This window comes from Pantoea sp. MHSD4 (genome assembly GCF_021043305.1).
Lineage (GTDB): Bacteria > Pseudomonadota > Gammaproteobacteria > Enterobacterales > Enterobacteriaceae > Pantoea > Pantoea eucalypti.
Genome location: NZ_JAJNDH010000001.1, coordinates 1,191,270 through 1,210,973 on the forward strand (window position 1 = coordinate 1,191,270; position 19,704 = coordinate 1,210,973).

General features: G+C 56.9%; 14 protein-coding genes and 1 pseudogene. 7 read left to right on the top strand and 8 right to left on the bottom strand.

The window, feature by feature from the left end; translation table 11 throughout:
- Positions 1–69 precede the first annotated feature (69 nt).
- The 3 genes from LQK91_RS05510 to LQK91_RS05520 are packed head-to-tail and all read left to right on the top strand — an operon-like array spanning position 70 to position 6,784.
- Positions 70–1,455, top strand: a complete 1,386-nt coding sequence (locus tag LQK91_RS05510; RefSeq protein ID WP_105099201.1) for an SrfA family protein — start codon at positions 70–72, stop codon at positions 1,453–1,455.
- Positions 1,456–1,457: 2 nt separating this feature from the next.
- Complete coding sequence (locus LQK91_RS05515; RefSeq protein WP_105099202.1) at positions 1,458–4,421, top strand: virulence factor SrfB; 2,964 nt, start codon at positions 1,458–1,460, stop codon at positions 4,419–4,421.
- Positions 4,418–6,784, top strand: coding sequence for a virulence factor SrfC family protein (locus LQK91_RS05520; RefSeq protein WP_008926243.1), 2,367 nt, complete (start codon positions 4,418–4,420; stop codon positions 6,782–6,784). Before LQK91_RS05515 ends, LQK91_RS05520 begins: the two co-directional genes overlap by 4 nt.
- Here the strand turns inward: LQK91_RS05520 and LQK91_RS05525 are convergent.
- The 3 genes and pseudogenes from LQK91_RS05525 to LQK91_RS05535 all read right to left on the bottom strand — a co-directional run bounded on the left by LQK91_RS05525 (position 6,781) and on the right by LQK91_RS05535 (position 7,908).
- Positions 6,781–7,044 carry a barstar family protein gene (locus LQK91_RS05525; protein ID WP_008926242.1) on the bottom strand — a complete coding sequence of 88 codons (264 nt, stop codon included), beginning with the start codon at positions 7,042–7,044 and terminating at the stop codon, positions 6,781–6,783. The two genes, LQK91_RS05520 and LQK91_RS05525, sit on opposite strands and share 4 nt — an antisense overlap.
- A 2-nt stretch (positions 7,045–7,046) precedes the next feature.
- Positions 7,047–7,480: pseudogene (locus tag LQK91_RS05530) on the bottom strand (ribonuclease domain-containing protein).
- An 86-nt stretch (positions 7,481–7,566) separates the two neighbouring features.
- Positions 7,567–7,908 carry a helix-turn-helix domain-containing protein gene (locus LQK91_RS05535; RefSeq protein WP_003853463.1) on the bottom strand — a complete coding sequence of 114 codons (342 nt, stop codon included), beginning with the start codon at positions 7,906–7,908 and terminating at the stop codon, positions 7,567–7,569.
- A 302-nt stretch (positions 7,909–8,210) separates the two neighbouring features.
- Between LQK91_RS05535 and LQK91_RS05540 the strand changes: the two genes are divergently transcribed.
- Complete coding sequence (locus LQK91_RS05540; RefSeq protein ID WP_003853461.1) at positions 8,211–9,365, top strand: efflux RND transporter periplasmic adaptor subunit; 1,155 nt, start codon at positions 8,211–8,213, stop codon at positions 9,363–9,365.
- Positions 9,366–9,377: 12 nt separating this feature from the next.
- Positions 9,378–12,530 carry a multidrug efflux RND transporter permease subunit OqxB gene (gene oqxB / locus LQK91_RS05545; protein WP_003853459.1) on the top strand — a complete coding sequence of 1,051 codons (3,153 nt, stop codon included), beginning with the start codon at positions 9,378–9,380 and terminating at the stop codon, positions 12,528–12,530.
- Positions 12,531–12,614: 84 nt separating this feature from the next.
- Here the strand turns inward: oqxB and LQK91_RS05550 are convergent, their stop codons facing one another.
- From LQK91_RS05550 to LQK91_RS05565, 4 genes are all read right to left on the bottom strand, one after another.
- A complete protein-coding gene (locus LQK91_RS05550) occupies positions 12,615–12,968 on the bottom strand; it encodes a type II toxin-antitoxin system HicB family antitoxin (protein ID WP_105099203.1) in 354 nt (117 codons plus the stop codon).
- Between the two features lie 217 nt (positions 12,969–13,185).
- The gene (locus tag LQK91_RS05555; RefSeq protein WP_105099204.1) at positions 13,186–13,479 is read right to left on the bottom strand and encodes a contact-dependent growth inhibition system immunity protein; all 294 of its coding nucleotides are present in this window, start codon (positions 13,477–13,479) and stop codon (positions 13,186–13,188) included.
- A 286-nt stretch (positions 13,480–13,765) separates the two neighbouring features.
- Positions 13,766–14,260 (bottom strand): RrF2 family transcriptional regulator, encoded by a 495-nt coding sequence (locus LQK91_RS05560; RefSeq protein ID WP_003853455.1) that lies wholly within the window; start codon positions 14,258–14,260, stop codon positions 13,766–13,768.
- Positions 14,261–14,464: 204 nt separating this feature from the next.
- Positions 14,465–15,667, bottom strand: coding sequence for an MFS transporter (locus LQK91_RS05565; protein WP_225613735.1), 1,203 nt, complete (start codon positions 15,665–15,667; stop codon positions 14,465–14,467).
- Positions 15,668–15,854: 187 nt separating this feature from the next.
- Between LQK91_RS05565 and tus the strand changes: the two genes are divergently transcribed.
- On the top strand, positions 15,855–16,784 hold the full coding sequence (gene tus / locus LQK91_RS05570; protein WP_105099205.1) for a DNA replication terminus site-binding protein: 930 nt from the start codon (positions 15,855–15,857) through the stop codon (positions 16,782–16,784).
- Between the two features lie 44 nt (positions 16,785–16,828).
- Here the strand turns inward: tus and fumC are convergent, their stop codons facing one another.
- Positions 16,829–18,226, bottom strand: coding sequence for a class II fumarate hydratase (fumC, locus tag LQK91_RS05575; protein WP_003853448.1), 1,398 nt, complete (start codon positions 18,224–18,226; stop codon positions 16,829–16,831).
- 197 nt (positions 18,227–18,423) lie between these two features.
- On the opposite strand from fumC, the gene manA reads away from it, so the two are divergent.
- The gene (gene manA / locus LQK91_RS05580; RefSeq protein ID WP_003853447.1) at positions 18,424–19,599 is read left to right on the top strand and encodes a mannose-6-phosphate isomerase; all 1,176 of its coding nucleotides are present in this window, start codon (positions 18,424–18,426) and stop codon (positions 19,597–19,599) included.
- Positions 19,600–19,704 lie beyond the last annotated feature (105 nt).

The window sequence follows — 19,704 nt, forward strand, 5'->3', positions numbered from 1 at the left end:
TAAAATCAACCTAATCGTCGATAACACGCGATTTTCTGCCTCAGACAACGACCGATAAGGGCCCAACAGGTGGCAAAAACTATTCTGCGCAGCGGTAATCTGGATGCAGTTCTGGCGTTAGGTGAAAATGGCCAGCCGGTCTACGCCTCCGCACTGCAAATTCGTGAAACCCTGCGTCTGCGCCGTCAGGGCGCACTGGCAGATTGCCTGGCGATACCCCAGGCTAATGATCGGGGCGATCGCCTCGACTGGTATTCCCCTATTAACGGCCGGGTGAAATCCTGGCTGGGCGCCAGCGATCATGAACGTCGCGCCGCACTGCAGCAGCTTACCGCCTGTCAGCAGGATATGCAGGCACTCAGTACGCGCGCGCGCGCGGCAGAGAACCCGTCGATGCGCCTGTTTGGTGCCCTGCTGAGCAAAACCCTGCAATTCCCCGACCAGCAGTATGTCTATCTGGTTGATGGTAAACCGGTTATCACCTTCTGGGGCTTTGTCGATGCCCAGGCACGCAGTCGTGATGATGCACTGGCCTGCCTGCGTGAGACGCTGGATGAAAACCTGCCGGCTACACTGGTTGAACCGCTGCCTGAGCTGCCTGCCACGCCCGTGGTCGCTGAGCCGATCATTATCGCTGAGCCCGAACCTGAACCCGAAGCGGCGGCTGAACCGCTGCCGGTTGTGGTGCCTGCAGAACCTCAGCCAGCCGCGCCTGTAGCGGCTCGCCGCCCTTTCCGCATCTGGTATCTGTTACCGCCCGTGGCGATTGCCGCTGCCGTGACGGTGGCCGTGCTGCTGCATAAGCCTGAGCCTGTGGTTACACCGGTTGCGACAACGAAGCCCGCCACAGCGACGATTACAACGCCAGCACCGGTATCTACTCCAACACCGGTTGCGAGTCAGGCACCAGTTGCGGCAACACCGTCAGCTGCGACGCCTCCTGCGGAGACAGTAACGGCCGAGAAACCACCCGAGTCGCTGCCTCAGGTCCCGGCAAACGCGGGCACCACCGACGCCGCGCCTGCTGCCTCATCTGCTACCCTTGCCAGTGTGGTAACGCCGCCGGTGCCAGCTAAAGCTGATGATCTGATTGTAACGCCGGACGCCGTGCGTGAAGGCCAGGTACAGGTGATTGATGGCCGCTGGCGGGTCACTATCGACCAGATGCAAACGCCAACCGGTAAGCCGCCTGTGATGCGCTTCCAGTTTAAAAATGGCAAAGGCAGCGTGCAGGTCGCTCAGGGTAATACCACCTGTAAAGCCGATGTCAGCGCCGCCATGACCAGCGCGGGTAACCTGGTTATTGAGAGCCGCTATACGGCGAAGTGCCAGAACAATTCGCGCTACCGTATGCCGCTGCTGGTCTGCCATGCGAGTATAGGCGCCGCTGTGTGTGAAGCGCAGTATGCTGAAGACCGGGTTTTCCCGATGACGATTAAGCGTGAGAGTAAATAACGATGCTGGCTCCCCTGATCGATGACAAACAAAAAATTACGCTGATTGAAAACAGCGGTGTGCAGTTTCTGGATTTTGGCCTGCAACTCTCCGATACCCCGGCGCGCCGCCAGTTTGTGCGCCAGACCGCCAATGGCCCGCTGCTGCGCCTGAAGGTCGATGGCAACAGCGGTAAGTTTCTGCTCTATCCGGAAGATGGGGGTGCCGCTGAAGTGGTGCGCCCGGAGTCCGATATCGCCCTGGCAGACTCCCTGACCCTGCTGTCAGCCTGCTGGCTGCCCTTGCCGATGCTGCGCTGTGCCAGCGGACGTCGCTTTATTGGTGGCCCTGAAAACTGGGCGCGGATGCGCCTGGTTGCCCTGCCCACTCCTGATGCGGCGGGCAATACCCATCGCGTCAGCCTGGCTTTCGACACCCGCTGCGTGGCGGAACAGGACGGTGGCGAGCAGCTCGGCCTGAGCCCTGCTGATGCACAAAATGGCGTGACCTTTGCGCTCGCCTGGCACAACTACGAGCTGGGCGAATTTCTTGATCTGACCTGGGTTGACGGCTGGCTGCGCGAATCCTTTACCGACCGCGTGTCCGATCGCCGCGAACAGGCGATTAATCAGGCACTGCGCGAGTTTGAGTATCAGGCGCACTACCTCAATCTGCTGGAGCTGCTGGGCGAACAGCTCGACCTCAGCGAAATTCACATTCAGGCCGCTACATTGCAGACCCCCGCGGTCAATGTCGATATCATTCTGGATGTCGGCAACTCCCATACCTGCGGCGTTCTGGTGGAAGATCACCCGGAAGAGAGCAACGGCCTGAAGCAGACCTATGAGCTGCAGCTGCGCGATCTCTCCGAGCCGCATCAGGTTTATAACGAGCTGTTTGACAGCCGTCTGGAGTTTGCCGAAACCCGTTTTGGTAAAGCGAATTTCTCGCTGGAAAGCGGTCGTGAACAGGCCTTTATGTGGCCGTCTCTGACGCGCGTTGGACGTGAAGCAAGCCGTCTGGCCCTGCAGCGTGTGGGACTGGAAGGCAGCACCGGCCTCTCCAGCCCGCGCCGCTATCTGTGGGATGAAGCGCGCTATCAGCCAGGCTGGCGCTTTAACACCCCTGGCGATCAGGCTGAACCGCTGGCCTACGCCGCACCCTTTACCACATTGCTGAACGACGAAGGCCAGCCGCTCTCTACGCTGGCACCGGACGATCGTCTGCCGGTCTTTTCGCCGCACTACAGCCGCAGTTCGCTAATGACCTTTATGCTGTGTGAGCTGCTGGCTCAGGCGCTGATGCAGATGAACAGCGCGGCACAGCGTCAGCGCATGCCACAGAGCCACGCGCCGCGTCAGCTGCGCCATGTGATCCTGACGCTGCCATCGGCGATGCCAAAGCCGGAGCGTGAAATTTTCCGCCGCCGGATGCAGGAAGCGCTGGCGCTGGTCTGGAAAGCGGAAGGCTGGCTGGCGGACGAAGATGAATTTACCCCCTCGCTGTCGCGTCAGACCCCGAAACCGCTGCCGGATGTGCAGATGGAGTGGGATGAAGCGACCTGTGGTCAGATGGTCTGGCTGTTCAATGAAACCCAGGTCAACTTTGCCGGTCGTGCCGAAGACTTCTTCAGCAGCATGGCGCGTCCGGATCGTCCCCGTGAGGCCGACGAACTGCCAGGAAAAAGCCTGCGTATCGCCTCGATTGATATCGGCGGCGGCACCACTGACCTCGCCATCACCCAGTATCGTCTGGACGATGGTCAGGGCAACAATGTCAAAATCACCCCGCGCCTGCTGTTCCGCGAAGGCTTTAAAGTGGCAGGCGACGATATCCTGCTGGATGTGATTCAGCTGTGGATTTTACCGGCGCTGCAGCAGCATCTTCAGAAAGCAGGTCTGACGCTGGCAGAACCGCTGATGAACAAGCTGTTTGGTCATGACAGCCGCATGGACGGTCAGGCGACACTGCGTCAGCAGGTCACCTTACAGCTGTTTATTCCGCTGGCGCAGGCAGTGCTGGAGCGTTACGAAAACTGGGATCCGCTGGAAAATCACGCCGAGATCAACGCGCTGTTTGGCGAGCTGGTCGATCAGCCTCCGGGCGACGCGGTGCTGGCGTTTGTTAACGGTGAGATCCAACGTGAACTGGGTGGCAATAGCCGTTTTGACCTGCTGCAGGTGCCGCTGGTGGTCAGTCTGGCCCAGTTGCATGGCGAATTTATGCAGCACCGGATGGCAATTATTCCGGCGCTGCGCTCAATGTGTGAAGTGGTGTCGCTCTATCAGTGCGACGTGCTGCTGCTGACCGGTCGCCCGTCGCGCTTCCCGGGTATTCAGGCGCTGGTCCGTCATCTGCAGCCGCTGCCGGGCAGCCGTATTCTGTCGCTGGAAGGCTATCACACCAGCGACTGGTATCCGTTTAACAAACATGGGCGCATCGACAACCCGAAATCCACAGCGGCAGTCGGCGCGATGCTCTGTCTGCTGGCGCTGGATCTCCGCCTCAGCAGCTTCTGGTTCCGCGCAGGCGATTTTGAACCTTATTCGACCATTCGCTATCTTGGCATGCTTGACGAAAACCAGGCGCTAACGGATGAGAACCTGTGCTACAGCGAAATTGACCTCGACAATCCTGGCTATGCGCTGGATAAAAAAAGCAGTTTTCGTATTCGTGGTAACGTCTGTCTCGGCTTCCGTCAGCTTGATAACGAGCGCTGGCCCGCCTCGCCGCTCTATAGCCTGACGCTGAACGACACCACGCTGGCGCGTAAAGTGGCCGGTGAGAGCGTGCTGCGCATCAAACTGGCCGTAAAAGCCGGCCCCGATGCCTCCGGCCCGGAAACCCTGGTGCTGAGCGATGCGCGCCTGGATGATGGCACCCGCGTGCCGCTGGAGCAGTTAAGTCTGAAGTTGAATACCCTGTCGGCGACCGGCAATGCCAATGCGCAATACTGGATTGACAGCGGGAGCGTGTGTAAACGATGAAAGCTTTGAAACCTCGTCAGCCGCAAACGCTGGCAAAACGCCTTAGCCTGCTGCAGGACGCCCTGAATAACAGCCTGACGTGGATTGAAACTACCCGCGAGCAGTCACCACGTCTGGCGCTGGAAGCCGAAACCCTGACGCTGCAGCTGCGTCAGGCGCGCGTGCAGGCGCAGGCACTGGCGCAGCAGGTCGCACGTCCGGTGACGCTGGCACTGTTTGGTCAGTCACAGGCGGGCAAAGCCTGGCTGCTGAACGAAATGGTGGCCGATGCGCAGGGCCAGCTCGTGACCCGCATGGGCGATAAACAGCTGAGCTGGTTTCAGCACATCAATCCCGGCAATCTCGACTTTGCTACCGCGACCCGTTTCAGCCATCAGCGCGAGCCGCTCTCAAATGAGTGGCCGGTTGAACTGACGCTGCTGAGCGAAGCGGAGATTGTGCGGCTGATGGTCGCGTGTGCCGGAGAGACGTCGCCTGACACCGCGCAGATTGACAGCGCACTGCAGCGCCTGCAGCGTCATCGCCTCGCTACGCCGCTGGCCGGTCTTGACGGTGATGCACTGGTCACGCTCTGGTCCTGGTGCCGTCGTCGTTCACACCACGATGTGCGGCTGGACCGTCACTTCTGGCCGCAGGCGGTTGAGCTGGCGCCGTGGCTCAGCGTTGACGACCGGGTGCAGCTCTTTTCACTGCTGTGGCCTGCTCAGCCGGAACTGAACGAAATGCTGCGCAGCCTGCTGCATCTTCGTCATCAGCTGCGTAACAGCACCCGCGTAATCGCGCCACTGAGCCTGCTGACCGACACCTCGCTGCTGCCGGCTGAGCAGCTGATTGTGCCAGCCAGCGAGCAGGATCAGCAGCAGCTGGTCGAAGTCTGCCCGCTGAACGGTAACCGCATCGGCAAGGCGCAGAACGTGCCGCTGGGATTACTGGCGCTGCTGACGCTGGAAGTGCTGGCGCCACTTAGTTCGACGCCGCGTACCGCCCTCTATGATGATGCCGACATGCTGGAGCTGCCCGCGCCGGGTCAGTCCGGTGATGCGGCCACCCAGGAAGATCGTCAGCGTCTGCAACAGCAGGATCCCCTGCGTGCGCAGCTGCTGGCGCAGAAACGCGCCCTGCTGCCTGGTCTTTATGCCGCGCGTCAGGCGATTGACCTGCTGCTGGTTTGTACCGCAGCCAGTCACCGTCAGGATGTGGATCTCGCCAGCGAAACGCTGCGCGAATGGCAGCGTCAGCAGCCCGCTCAGGAATCGGCAGAGAAACCGCGCCTGATCTGGGCGATTACCCCGTTCGATGCCCGCCATCAGCTGGTCAATGTGGATGAAGCGGTGCAGCGTCAGATGGGACAACCGGGTCAGCACTGGGGATCGATGCTGGCACTGGATCGTGCGGGCGTCGACCGCATGGCAAGCTGGTTACAGGATGAGATGCAGCCGGAAGCCCGCCGCGACCTGCTGCTGGCTCAGCTGGCGCAGATTCAGCACACCGTGGTTGAGCGGCGTTTACTGCCCTGGACCGAGGCGGGTGCCAGTCCGGAACAGGCGGCACGCAAACAGAACATCGCCGACACGCTGCTGAAGTGTTTGCAGCATCGTACTGGCCTGCATGGCGAACTGCTGGAACGCCTGCAGCCGCCGCGTGAGGCGCTGCGCCAGCTCTGGCTTAATCAGTCAGCATTACAGGGCAGCAAACCCGCGAACAGCCAGGCACCGGAAAATCAGTTCGGCATCGGGTTCGAATTTGACCTGTTCAGTGAAAGCCCGGCCGAAGCACCGGTTCAGCCGCGTCAGAGCCTGCAAAGCGCTCAGCAGTTCCCGCGTCAGGTGCTGCTGCTGTGGCTGGATCATCTGCGTCAGCTGCCGGAAAACCGCAGCCTGCTGGCGTTGCTCAACGTGGACAAGGCGACGATGGAGTGGCTGGTTGAAGAGTTAATTACGGCCGGTTTCCGTACCGATATCGCGCAGAAACTGCAGCAGGCGCTGCATGAACCCGATTCGCAGAGCGTCAGCCATGAATCACGCGCCGATCGTCAGGTGACGCGGGCGATGACGGTGCTGGGGGATTTTGTTGCCTGGCTCGGCTTTTTACAGCGCCCTGAAAGCGAACGCCCCGACAGCCGCGTTAACCGGGGTCAGGTGATATTCTCACGTCCTCCGGCGCCCAGCGTCAGCTTCAGTGCCGGTCAGCGTCTGACCAAACTCTCAGCGGCCCCGGCTAACCATACTGCCTATTATATCTACGACTGGCTGGTGGGGCTGAATCAGGTCATCATTGAGAACAATGGTTATACCGGCGGCGGCGATCTGCCACTGGCAGCCCGTGAAGCGCTGGTTGCCCTGCTCAGGCCACTGCGCGCTTAATCAATGATCAGGCGCAGTTCGCCCTCCAGCGACTGCGCCGCCTCTTCCAGCAGCGCCAGCACTGGCGCTAAATCGGCCTGATGCGCAGCATAGTGCTGCAGCCAGACCGTGGCTGGCAGCGCCATCCCACCCGTCAGCCAGTCCCATAACGCATCAAGATTATGTCCGAACGTCTGCGGACAGCCGCTCTGATCAGCAAGCGCCTGATAAAAGGCCGCGCGCGTGGTGAGTTGACGCAGGTCAAAGGTCAGATTAAGCATGATCAGGGTACCTGTCTGAAGCTGCGGTAGTGATCGGTGGAGAGAAACACCAGCCCGTCAGAGGAGTAGACCAGACGATCGGCGTCGCGATGACCACAGCGATAATTCACATCCGCTTCATACCACTGACGACCTGCACGCGATGGCAGACGTTTTTCACGGTTGGTAAATCGATCGCCGCCGATAGCTTTTCCTGGCAGAACTTCGCAAAGATTGCCTTTGGCTGGATTCCAGCCACGCTTACGCGCATCGCTTTTAGTGAGGTAGTAGTCCGGCAATTGCTGATGCTGCAGCACCCAGCGGGCCACGGTATGGGCATCGGTCGGGTGGCGATATCCGCCTGGGCAGGTGTAGAACCCGTGTTCAGATAAGGTTTCAGGCCGTAGAAACAGGCCGCGAGGACAAGGAAAAGTCCAATCCAGAGTTTTTTTGACATGATGGCATCCGAGACAACAGGACGCAGATGATACCAGTTTTATGCACAGAGAAAAGCGCGGGCCAGACAAGCTGGCCCTGGCGAGGTTAAGCTGCGTGCGATTCCCCGCTGTGACGACGCCATGCACCCGGCGCGACACCATACTGACGTTTGAAACTGCGGTTAAAGGATTGCTGCGAGTCGAAACCTAACGAGATCGCCACATTGAGAATCGGCTCATCGGTGGTGGTCAGGCGATCGGCTGATTTTTTCAGCTTCTTAACGCGGATATATTCACCCAATGGATAACCGGTGTGCTCTTTGAACATACGCTGCAGGTGCCATTTGGAGTAACCCGCACGCTCTGAAACGGTATCCAGATCCAGACGTGCTTCGATGTTGTTATCAATCCAGTCGATTAAATCGTGAATAAAGGCATCACTCATCATTCCAGTCTCTCCTGTCGCCGTGGCGAAAAGTATTAGTATCAGTTGCAGTTACACTTAAGGGTGGCTGACTATGCCATTTAATGCAAGTTTTATTAGTACATTAAATGCCGCACTCTTTGTAGGGTTTATGCTGATCTGTTCAGGTCTTCATCGCCCTGCCCTAAACCGCACATAAAGTGTATCTGTTATTCTTGCAGTTGCCAGCCCCGCAAGCCTACACTCACCGCGATTAATTGCAATCTTAAAAGTTGCAAATATTGGCCTGCAGGCCGCCTGTTTATATCTATCGCGGAATAACAACAATGATTACGAACCGGGTTCGTCAGGGTTTAACCCTCTTAGGGATGGTACTGCTCATCACTCAACTGAGCGGCTGCGACAAGGGTGTGGCGCAAAACGCCCCGCCGCCACCGCCTGAAGTGAGCGCCGCACCCGTGCTGATCAAGCCAGTCAGTCAGTGGGACAACTTCAATGGACGGGTGGAAGCAGTGCAAAGCGTGCAGTTGCGTCCGCGCGTCTCGGGCTACATCGACTCGGTTAACTATCGGGAAGGCGATGAAGTCAAAAAAGGTCAGGTGTTGTTTACCATTGATGACCGGAGTTACCGCGCGGCGCTGGAGCAGGCCAAAGCGGAACTGGCTCGTGCACGCAGCCAGGCGAGTCTGGCCCGCAGTGAGTCCGGCCGCAGCGAGAAGCTGATCGGCACACAGGCGATTTCCCGCGAAGCGTGGGAACAGCGTCGTTCTGCTGCCAGTCAGGCGCAGGCCGATGTGCTGGCCGCAGAAGCCGCAGTCGATATGGCGCAGCTTAACCTGGACTTTACCCGCGTCACCGCACCGATTGATGGTCGCGCCAGCCGCGCGCAGATCACCGCTGGTAACCTGGTCACCGCTGGCGACAGCGCCAGCGTGCTGACCACGCTGGTGTCGCAGCAGCAGATGTATGTCTACTTCGATGTCGATGAGAACACGTTCCTCAACTATCAGGCGATGGCGCGTCAGGGCCAGCAGCGTCATGCGCTGCCGGTCGAGATTGCGCTGGTTGGCGAACAGGGTTTTCCGCATCAGGGCAAAATCGATTTCACGGATAACCAGCTGACCGCCAGCACGGGCACTATTCGGATGCGCGCCCTGCTCGACAATCAACAGCGTCAGTTTACGCCGGGTCTGTTTGCCCGCGTGCGTCTGCCAGGCAGCGCGCAGTTCGAGGCGGTGCTGATCGATGATAAAGCGGTGTTAACCGACCAGGATCGGAAATATGTCTACGTGGTGGATGGAGAAGGCAAAGCGCAGCGGCGCGATATCCAGCCCGGCGCGATGATAGATGGCCTGCGTATTGTTAAGTCGGGTCTGCACGCCGGTGACAAGGTAATCATCGCCGGTCTGCAAAAAGTGTTTATGCCCGGCATGCCGGTCACTGCTCAGCAGGTCGCCATGCGTGCGGCAGCCGCTCAATAATTCGAGGCCGCTATGGACTTTTCCCGCTTTTTTATCGACCGGCCAATTTTTGCTGCGGTGCTGTCGATCCTGATTTTTGTCACCGGCGTCATTTCCATCCCGTTACTGCCGATCAGTGAATATCCCGACGTCGTGCCACCCAGCGTGCAGGTGCGTGCTGAGTATCCTGGCGCTAACCCGAAGGTGATTGCAGACTCCGTGGCAACGCCACTGGAAGAGGCGATTAACGGCGTCGAGAACATGATGTACATGAAGTCTGTGGCCGGTTCGGACGGCGTGCTGGTGACTACCGTCACCTTCCGTCCTGGCACCGATCCCGATCAGGCACAGGTGCAGGTGCAGAACCGCGTGGCACAGGCGGAAGCCCGTCTGCCTGAAGATGTGCGTCGTCTGGGTGTGACAACCCAGAAGATGTCGCCGACCCTGACGCTGGTCGTTCACATGTTCTCACCCAACAATACCTATGATTCGCTCTACCTGCGTAACTACGCCACGCTGAAGGTGAAAGATGAGCTTGCGCGTCTGCCGGGCGTCGGTCAGATCCAGATTTTCGGCGCAGGCGAATATGCGATGCGCGTCTGGCTTGATCCCAATAAAGTCGCGGCGCGTGGTCTGACCGCCTCTGATGTGGTGACGGCGATGCAGGAGCAGAACGTGCAGGTTTCTGCCGGTCAGCTGGGTGCCGAGCCGCTGAAAAAGCAGAGCGATTTCCTGCTGTCGATCAACACGCAGGGACGACTGGAGAGCGAGCAGGAATTCGGCGACATCATCCTGAAAACCTCAGAAGATGGCTCGCTGGTGCGCCTGCGTGATGTGGCGCGGATTGAGATGGGTTCAGGCAGTTATGCCCTGCGCTCGCAGCTGAATAACAAAGACGCAGTGGGTATCGGTATCTTCCAGGCGCCTGGTGCTAACGCCATTGACCTCTCCAATGCGGTTCGCGCCAAAATGGATGAGCTGGCGACCCGCTTCCCCAACGATGTGAAATGGGCCGCGCCTTATGACCCGACGGTGTTTGTCCGGGACTCGATTAAAGCGGTGGTTCAGACTCTGCTTGAAGCGGTGATCCTGGTCGTGCTGGTGGTGATTCTGTTCCTGCAGACCTGGCGCGCCTCGATCATTCCGTTGCTGGCGGTGCCGGTTTCTATCGTCGGTACGTTTAGCGTGCTCTATCTGCTCGGCTTCTCGCTGAACACCCTGAGCCTGTTCGGACTGGTGCTGGCGATTGGTATCGTGGTGGATGACGCCATTGTGGTGGTGGAGAACGTCGAACGTAATATTGAGATGGGACTTTCGCCACGTGCTGCGGCGCATCAGGCGATGCGAGAGGTCTCCGGGCCGATCATTGCGATTGCGCTGGTGCTGTGCGCGGTGTTTGTGCCGATGGCGTTTCTGTCGGGCGTTACCGGGCAGTTCTACAAGCAGTTTGCCACCACCATTGCGATCTCCACGGTGATCTCCGCCATTAACTCGCTGACGCTCTCGCCTGCGCTGGCAGCGATGCTGCTGAAAGGTCATGATGCGCCGAAAGATCGGTTAACGCGGATCATTGACGCGCTGTTTGGCTGGCTGTTCCGTCCGTTTAACCGCTTCTTCCAGCGCAGTGCGCATGGCTATGAATCACTGGTCGGTCGCACGCTGCGTCGCCGTGGTGCGGTATTTGGTGTGTATGTGCTGCTGCTGGCCGGTGCCGGTTTTATGTTCCACACCGTGCCAGGTGGATTTATCCCAACACAGGATAAGCTCTACCTGATTGGCGGCGTGAAGATGCCGGAAGGCTCGTCACTGGCGCGCACCGATGAAGTGATTCGTAAGATGAGTGAAATCGGTATGCAGACCGAAGGCGTCGCCTATGCGGTGGCGTTCCCCGGCCTGAATGCGTTGCAGTTCACTAATACGCCAAACAGCGGAACGGTCTTCTTCGGCCTGAAACCGTTTAATGAGCGCAAACATACGGCAGCGGAGATCAACGCGGAGATCAATGCGAAGATCTCGCAAATCCAGCAGGGGTTTGGCTTCTCAATTATGCCACCGCCGATTCTGGGGCTAGGTCAGGGTTCCGGTTATTCGCTCTATGTGCAGGACCGTGCCGGTCTGGGCTATGGCGCATTGCAGACGGCAATCAATACGCTGTCGGGCAGCATCATGCAGACTCCAGGGATGCACTTCCCTATCTCCTCCTATCAGGCCAACGTTCCGCAGCTTGATGTGAAGGTTGATCGGGATAAAGCCAAGGCACAGGGCGTGTCGCTGACTGCCCTGTTCAGCACGTTGCAGACCTATCTTGGCTCGTCGTATGTGAATGACTTCAACCGCTTTGGCCGCACCTGGCGTGTAATGGCGCAGGCGGATGGCGATTTCCGCGACAGCGTGGAAGATATTGCTAACCTGCGCACCCGAAACGACCGCGGTGAGATGGTGCCGATTGGCAGCATGGTTAACATCACCACCACCTATGGCCCCGACCCGGTGATCCGCTATAACGGCTATCCGGCGGCGGATTTGATTGGTGATGCCGACCCGCGCGTGCTCTCTTCAGCGCAGGCAATGAGCCAGCTTGAGGCGATGTCCGGTCAGCTGTTGCCGAACGGCATGAACATCGAGTGGACTGACCTGAGTTATCAGCAGTCAACTCAGGGCAATACCGCGCTGATTGTCTTCCCGATGGCTGTCCTGCTGGCGTTCCTGGTGCTGGCGGCGCTTTATGAGAGCTGGACGCTTCCGCTGGCGGTGATCCTGATTGTCCCTATGACGATGCTCTCTGCGCTGTTTGGCGTCTGGCTGACCGGCGGTGACAACAACGTCTTCGTGCAGGTCGGACTGGTGGTGCTGATGGGGCTAGCCTGTAAGAACGCGATTCTTATCGTGGAGTTCGCACGGGAGCTGGAGATTCAGGGCAAAGGCATTGTGGAAGCGGCGCTGGAAGCGTGTCGCCTGCGTCTGCGTCCGATTGTGATGACCTCCATCGCCTTTATCGCTGGCACCATACCGCTGATTCTGGGTGAAGGCGCAGGTGCAGAAGTGCGCGGCGTAACTGGTATTACCGTCTTCTCCGGTATGCTCGGCGTGACGCTGTTCGGCCTGTTCCTGACGCCGGTGTTCTATGTCGCCCTGCGCAAACTGGTGACGCGCCGGTCTGGCAATGCAGAGTCAGTGACGGTGTAAACCACAGATGTTAACCGGGGCGATCAACTGATCGCCCTTTTTTTATTTGTGATTCATTGATTGCCTGTCAATCCGGCTTCGCGGTTAACGCTGTCTTAATTTTTCATTCAGCGTTTCGATGATAAACGCATTGAGTGAAGTTTCATTTTCAGCTGCCGCCTGAGACAGGCGCTCTCCCAGTGATTCAGGGTATCGCAGCGTGAAGGTTTTGATTTTTTCCTGCTCAGCGTAAGGATTGATGCCGGAGGCTGCACAATCTTCCAGGTATTCGCGCAGCGAAATGTCGCCCTCTTTGTAGAGGCCCTGTACGCTGTCAGAGACAAAATCACAGTAACCTGACAGGCCAGTAAAGCGTCCACGGAACATATTGAGTTCGGGGACATAGGTGATCACGGCGGGTTGCCTGGCGACGTTAGCCAGAACTGAATGATTATCCATCTTTGGCCTCCTGCATTCTAATTACCTGAATATCAGCAATGGATTTTCTAAATAATAAATTGATTAATAATATAAAACTTACCATACATATATCGGTACACTTCAGTGGAAGCGAACGTGATCTGACTCATCTTACGCTCCCTCATTTCATTCGCTATTCACTAGGGCAAAAACTCTACTCACAGTCATTAACCACATGACCCGTTAATCATGAGAGTTAAAGTCTGGCACTTAAATGACTTTTTATCTTTTCCAGAAAAGTTCGCACCGTTTCCCCCCAGGGTTCAGGATAGAACTCTCCCTGGCTGATGGATTCAAACGTCTCTGTAAGTACCTGATCATTCAACGATAGTAAATACTCTGCTTCCTGACAGACTTTTGCTGCTGTTTTTGGATTCTCAGTTTCTAAATAACTGTCCAGTATTTCTTCTACCGTTTCCCCAAAAAGATCATAATCCTGACCAAAAAAAACCCGAATAAGCGTTACAGTATTTTTATAGCTTTTATTCATTGATAGCCTCAGAAAGAAGGATATGAAGTCAGAAAATAATAGGGTTTTCCGTTAATTTTCTCTTCCCCTCAAATTTTACATCCATCAAAAGCCAGAAAACAGATTTTCGTGAACGTGCTCTCTTGTCATTTCAGAAAACGAAAACAACATTTATATTTTGATGGATGCTGAACTTTCAAATGATCCCTCAGGTTCAGCGTGATAACCGCCCCAGGAAGTGAGTTATTGGCTTATGGTGGTTTTGAGGCAGGCTGTTACGGATCAGCAGGCATAAAAAAAGCCGCTATCAGCGGCTCTTTTTGCAGAGATCATCAATCTCTTCGGGTTCAGGCTCTGGCACGGCAGTGCAGTTGCTGGTATCGCGTACCTTCAGCTCATTCAGCGCGTCTGCCACGGTGCGTTTTGCCAGCACATCCAGCGACGCCTGCTCGGCTTCATCAGCTATCGACTTAAAGTACCAGCAGAGGTTGGCACTGACCAGACAACGCGGTGCGACATCAGGACGCGCGGCCCAGATTTTTTTGTCTTCGATGACGGAGACATAGATATCCCGCAGGGTAATTTCCGCAGCAGGACGGCCCAGGTGAATGGAGCCTGTACGGCCCAGCGTCGAGACGATAATGCCGTCACGGGTCAGCGGAACCATTAATTTTCGTATGAAACTGGGATTCGCTTCAAGCCCGTAGGCCAGAATCGCGCTGGTAGAGCGTTTACCCATTTGCTCCGCCATCGCTACGCTCAGAACCATTTGCAAAGCTGTCGGGAAGCGATAATCAAGCATTTCTTTATCCTGAGTTGCGGTGGATCTTATTGTTTTATTGCCGCATAAGTGAACAATCAATGAGCAATAAATATAACAAACACTGTTGCTTTTTTGAAGCAAGCCAGCAGTGACAAGGCACGTATTCACCAAAGGCGGAGGCCCGATAGCACAAGGTGCTTAGCCTGCTAACGGCCCGCTTCTCTCAAAACTTAATGGCCCCAGCTATCGGGCGGTGGTGACCGATACCGCCGGTAATCGCTGCTTCAGCGCCATAACCAGTACCACGTTAAAGATTGCTAAGGTGCAAAGCAACCACAGCGTCGCCGGCGCGCCCATTCTTTCAAACACATATCCACCAATCAGCGGTGTCAGCGCCTGTCCCATTAATGCCGGGCGGGCCATTTTGCCCACCACGATTGCGTAAGACTCTGGTTTGACCATCACCAGCGGCAAAGTTCCGCGCACGATGGCACGTAAGCCATTTCCTGCGCCATACAACACCATGCTCAGTATCGCCATCTGTGGAAAGATCGCCAGCAACAGCAAGCCTGCGGCGACCAGTCCGACGGAGAAAAAGGTGGTTCGAATGGGATGACTGCGCTTAAAGGCGATGTCGACGAGTCGGGATCCCACCTGACACGGACCCATCACAGCACTGATCGCCAGCGCCGAGGTCAGCGTATGGCCCGTCGCCTGCAACAAAGCGATGAGCTGGACCGAAATCGCTGTCATGATCACGGACGCCAGCGTAAAAATGGCGCACAGTAGCCAGAACAGCGCAGGTTCGATCTCCGCTGAGGCAGGCTCCCTGCTCCGTCTTTTCACAGGCTGCTTCGCGTGGTTTGCCGGTATGGCAAACAGATAAGCAGGCAAAACGCAGACCACCATCATGGCTGCAATAATCAACGTGGCATCCCGCCAGCCAAAGCCGTGAATTAACAACGCCGTGCCTGGCCAGACCAGCGTGGTGCAGAAGCCCGAAATCAGTGTAATGCTGGTAATCGCGGAACGCGCCTTACCGCCATAGCAGGTGCCGAGGGTGGCAAACAGCGCATCATAGAGGCCCATCGCCATTCCGATGCCAATAATTACCCATGCGAACAGAAACAGCGGCAGCGTGACGCTGTAAGCCATTATCACCAGCCCCACCGCCATCACGACGCCACTCAGTGCCAGCAGCAGGCGGCCACCGGTTCGGGCGATAATTCTGCCCGCCAGCGGTGACAGCAGGCCCGACACCAGAATGCCGGTTGATAGCGCGCCGTAAATCCACTGCTGTGACCAGCCGGTCTCTGCGGCAATCGGATTCGCCATTACCGCCATCAGGTAGAACGACCCGCCCCAGGAAAGTATCTGTACCCAGCCAAGGGTAAAAATGGCGGCGATGCCGGGTTTGATGTTCTGATTCACAAGGGGTCTCTTCATTAGCAGGCGAACCGTTTTATAACATGTTCTGCGATAAGCCAAAATGCGTGATCTCCTTTTCGCTGGCAGGCCAGACAGACCGCACGGTTTTTTTGATTAAACCTTATAGTATGTTGTAACTATATAGCGCTTGCATCCTTCCGAAGCTTCTGCCACATTGTGGACGTTGTAACTATGGAGGCACAACATGACGCGCTATGACTTAGTGGCTGATATGCATCAGTGTGTTAACGATCTGGAACTGGCACTGGGTGAATTGCGTCAGCAGATTGAAGCGACACCCTTGCTGATCGCCCGTGTCTTCAGCCTGCCGCCCGTGGTTAAAGGCCGCGAACATGAGGCGATTACCCGGATTGCCGTTGAGCAGCATCTCGGTGAGCGCGCGTTAAAGATGGCGCTTGACCACTACTGCCGCCTTTTTATGCAGCACCAGTCTGAACAGCTGAGCACGAAAGCAGCCGTACGCTTACCCGGCGCACTCTGTATTGAATGTGATGCGCAACAGGAAGCGGAAATCGTCTCGCTGGTCGAACTTATCAACCAGCTGAAAGCAAGGCTGGAGCAGCTGATTACCGTGGATTCAGGGCTGCCGAGTGAAGCGCGTTTTGAGTTTGTCCACCAGCACCTGCGCGGGCTGATTACCCTGAATGCCTATCGCACCATTACCCTGCTGAGCGCGCCAGACAGCCTGCGTTTCGGCTGGGCCAACAAGCACATTATCAAGAATCTCAGGCGCGAAGAGGTGATCGCCCAGCTGGAAAAAAGCCTGAAGTCGGGACGGGCGAAGGCACCGTGGTCACGGGAACAGTGGGCGGAAAAAGTGCAGGAGGAGCTGGCAAGCGTACGCGCCCTGCCCGCTTCGGCACGGCTTAAAATCAAGCGTCCCGTAAAAGTTCAGCCGGTGGCTCGTGTCTGGCGCGCGGATGAACAGAAGCAAACGCAACTCGCCTGCCCGTCGCCAATACTGGTGATCTGTCGCGATCGCACTCAGGTTCCGGTGCTGGGCGAGTTACTCAATTACGACGCCGATAACATAACGCATCGTCATAAACCGGCCGCTGAGCCACTGAATTTGCTGATACCCCGCCTGCATCTGTGGGTTGATTGCCCCCTCTGAATAAAAAAGGCCAGCATCTGCTGGCCTCTGACTCATCCTGCATATCAGGACTTCATGCTGCCGACCATCTCTTCCGGCCGGACCCAGGCATCAAACTCTTCTTCGGTAAGATAACCCAGCTTCAGCGCGGAGCCTTTTAACGTCAGCCCCTCTTTGTGCGCCTTCTTGGCAATTTCTGCCGCTTTGTCATAGCCAATATGAGTATTGAGCGCCGTCACCAGCATCAGTGACTCGTTCAGCAGCTGGTCGATACGCTCGCGCACCGGCTCAATGCCGACAGCGCAATGATGATTAAAGCTGTCCATGCCATCTGCCAGCAGACGAATCGATTGCAGGAAGTTATGGATCACCATCGGACGGAACACATTGAGCTCAAAGTTACCGGACGCGCCGCCCATATTAATGGCGACATCGTTGCCCATCACCTGGCAGCAGAGCATGGTCATCGCTTCACACTGCGTTGGATTCACTTTGCCTGGCATGATGGAGCTACCCGGTTCATTTTCAGGAATAGCAATTTCGCCGATGCCGCAGCGCGGACCGGATGAGAGCCAGCGCACATCGTTGGCGATCTTCATCAGTGAAGCAGCCAGCCCTTTCAACGCGCCATGCGCATGCACCAGCGCATCACAGGTGGCCAGCGCTTCAAATTTGTTTGGCGCAGTGACAAACGGTTGCTGCGTGAGGTCGGCCAGCGCCTTCGCCACGCGCACTGCATATTCCGGGTGGGTATTCAGGCCGGTGCCAACTGCGGTTCCGCCCAGCGCCAGTTCCGCCACGTGCGGAATGCTCTGTTCGATATGCTTCAGATTATGCTCCAGCATCGCCACCCAGCCGGAAATCTCCTGGCCCAGCGTCAGCGGCGTCGCATCCTGCAGGTGAGTACGGCCAATTTTGACGATATCTTTAAAGGCGTCAGACTTCTGGCTCAACGTCTTTTTCAGTACCTGAATTTGTGGGATCAGCTGTTCGCGCAGGGCAATCACGGCGGCGACATGCATCGCCGTCGGGAAGACATCGTTGGAGCTCTGGCTCTTGTTCACATCGTCGTTGGGATGGACCAGGCGCGACATACCGCGCTCGCCGCCGAGGATTTCACTTGCGCGATTCGCCAGCACTTCGTTCATGTTCATATTGGTCTGCGTGCCGGAACCGGTTTGCCAGATTGCCAGCGGGAATTCATCCGCATGCTTGTCCGCCAGCACTTCATCCGCCGCGCTGATAATCGCATCGGCGCGATCTGCGGGCAGCAGGCCCAGATCGCGGTTCACGCTGGCGGCGGCGCGCTTGGTCAGTGCCAGTGCATGCACCAGCGCGGTCGGCATTTTTTCAGTTGAGATGCGGAAGTGTTCCAGTGAGCGCTGCGTCTGCGCGCCCCACAGTTTGTCTACCGGTACGTCGATGGGGCCCATTGAATCTTTCTCAATGCGGTTGGCTGCCATGAATACGTCTCCTTCACCTTGTTTTAAAGAATGACCGCCTGGTCCGTGATCACGATCGGCTGCCAGGCAGTCAGAATAGTAATATACAATAATTTAACATTATCAGAGCTTAGCGTCCTTTTGCGCTGGATATGTATTTTTACCGGTAGTTTCTGCTTTAATAGCCGCAATAATTTCCCGTGATAAAGGATTATGCGATGCAAAAAATGAACAATTCGCTGCAAAACTACGCGTGGGGCAGCAAAACTGCGTTGACTGAACTTTATGGGGTTGAGAACCCAAAAGGGCTGCCGATGGCGGAACTCTGGATGGGCGCACATCCGAAAAGCCCTTCAACCGTTATTGATCAGGGCAGCGAGCGTTCTTTGCGTGACGTGATTGATGCTTCGCCTGCGGCGATGCTGGGCGATGCGGTGGCGCAGCGTTTTGGTGAATTGCCTTTCCTGTTCAAAGTGTTATGTGCCGATCAACCGCTGTCGATTCAGGTTCATCCCAGCAAGCATGCAGCCGAAGTGGGTTTTGCGCGTGAGAATGCAGCGGGTATTCCACTGGCTGCGGCTGAGCGCAATTATAAAGATGCCAACCACAAGCCAGAGCTGGTCTATGCGCTGACTGCGTTTCAGGCGATGAATGGCTTTCGCACACTGACGCAGATGGTTTCACTGCTGGAACCGGTGGCGGGCGCACATCCACAGATTGCGCATTTTTTGCAGCACCCTGAAAAGGATACGCTGGCCGCGCTGTTCTCTACCCTGCTGTCACTGGAGGGCGAGGCGAAATCGCTGGCGCTGGGCGTGCTGAAATCTGCGCTTGACGTGCAACAGGGCGAGCCATGGGAAACCATCCGTATGATTGCGGCAGAGTATCCTGACGACAGTGGCCTGTTTTCACCGCTGCTGCTGAATGTCATTACCCTGCAACCTGGCGAGGCGATGTTCCTCTACGCGGAAACCCCGCACGCCTATCTGAAAGGCGTGGCACTGGAGGTGATGGCAAACTCCGATAACGTCCTGCGGGCCGGTTTAACCCCGAAATATATCGATATTGCCGAGTTGATGGCCAATCTGAAGTTCGATGAGAAGCCCGCTAATGCGTTGCTGACAGCGCCGGAGCACCAGGGCAACACACTGCGCTTCCCGATTCCGGTCGACGATTTTGCCTTTGCTATTCACAGTCTCAATGCACAACCCCAGTCGCTGGCGCAGCAGAGCGCCGCGATAATGTTCTGCATCGAAGGCCAGGCCGTGATCGCCAAAGGCGAGCAGCAGGTGACGCTGAAGCCTGGCGAGTCCTGCTTCATTGCCGCCAGCGAATCACCGGTTACGGCGGCTGGCACGGGCCGACTGGCGCGGGTGTTTAACGACTTAGGGTGAAGCGGCTGACGGCATGCCTGTTAACTGCTATTATTTCAACCTATTAGCTTTTAAACGCCTGCGGGCGTTTTTCTTCGGTCGCCAGGCTAAACCTGCGGCATAAGC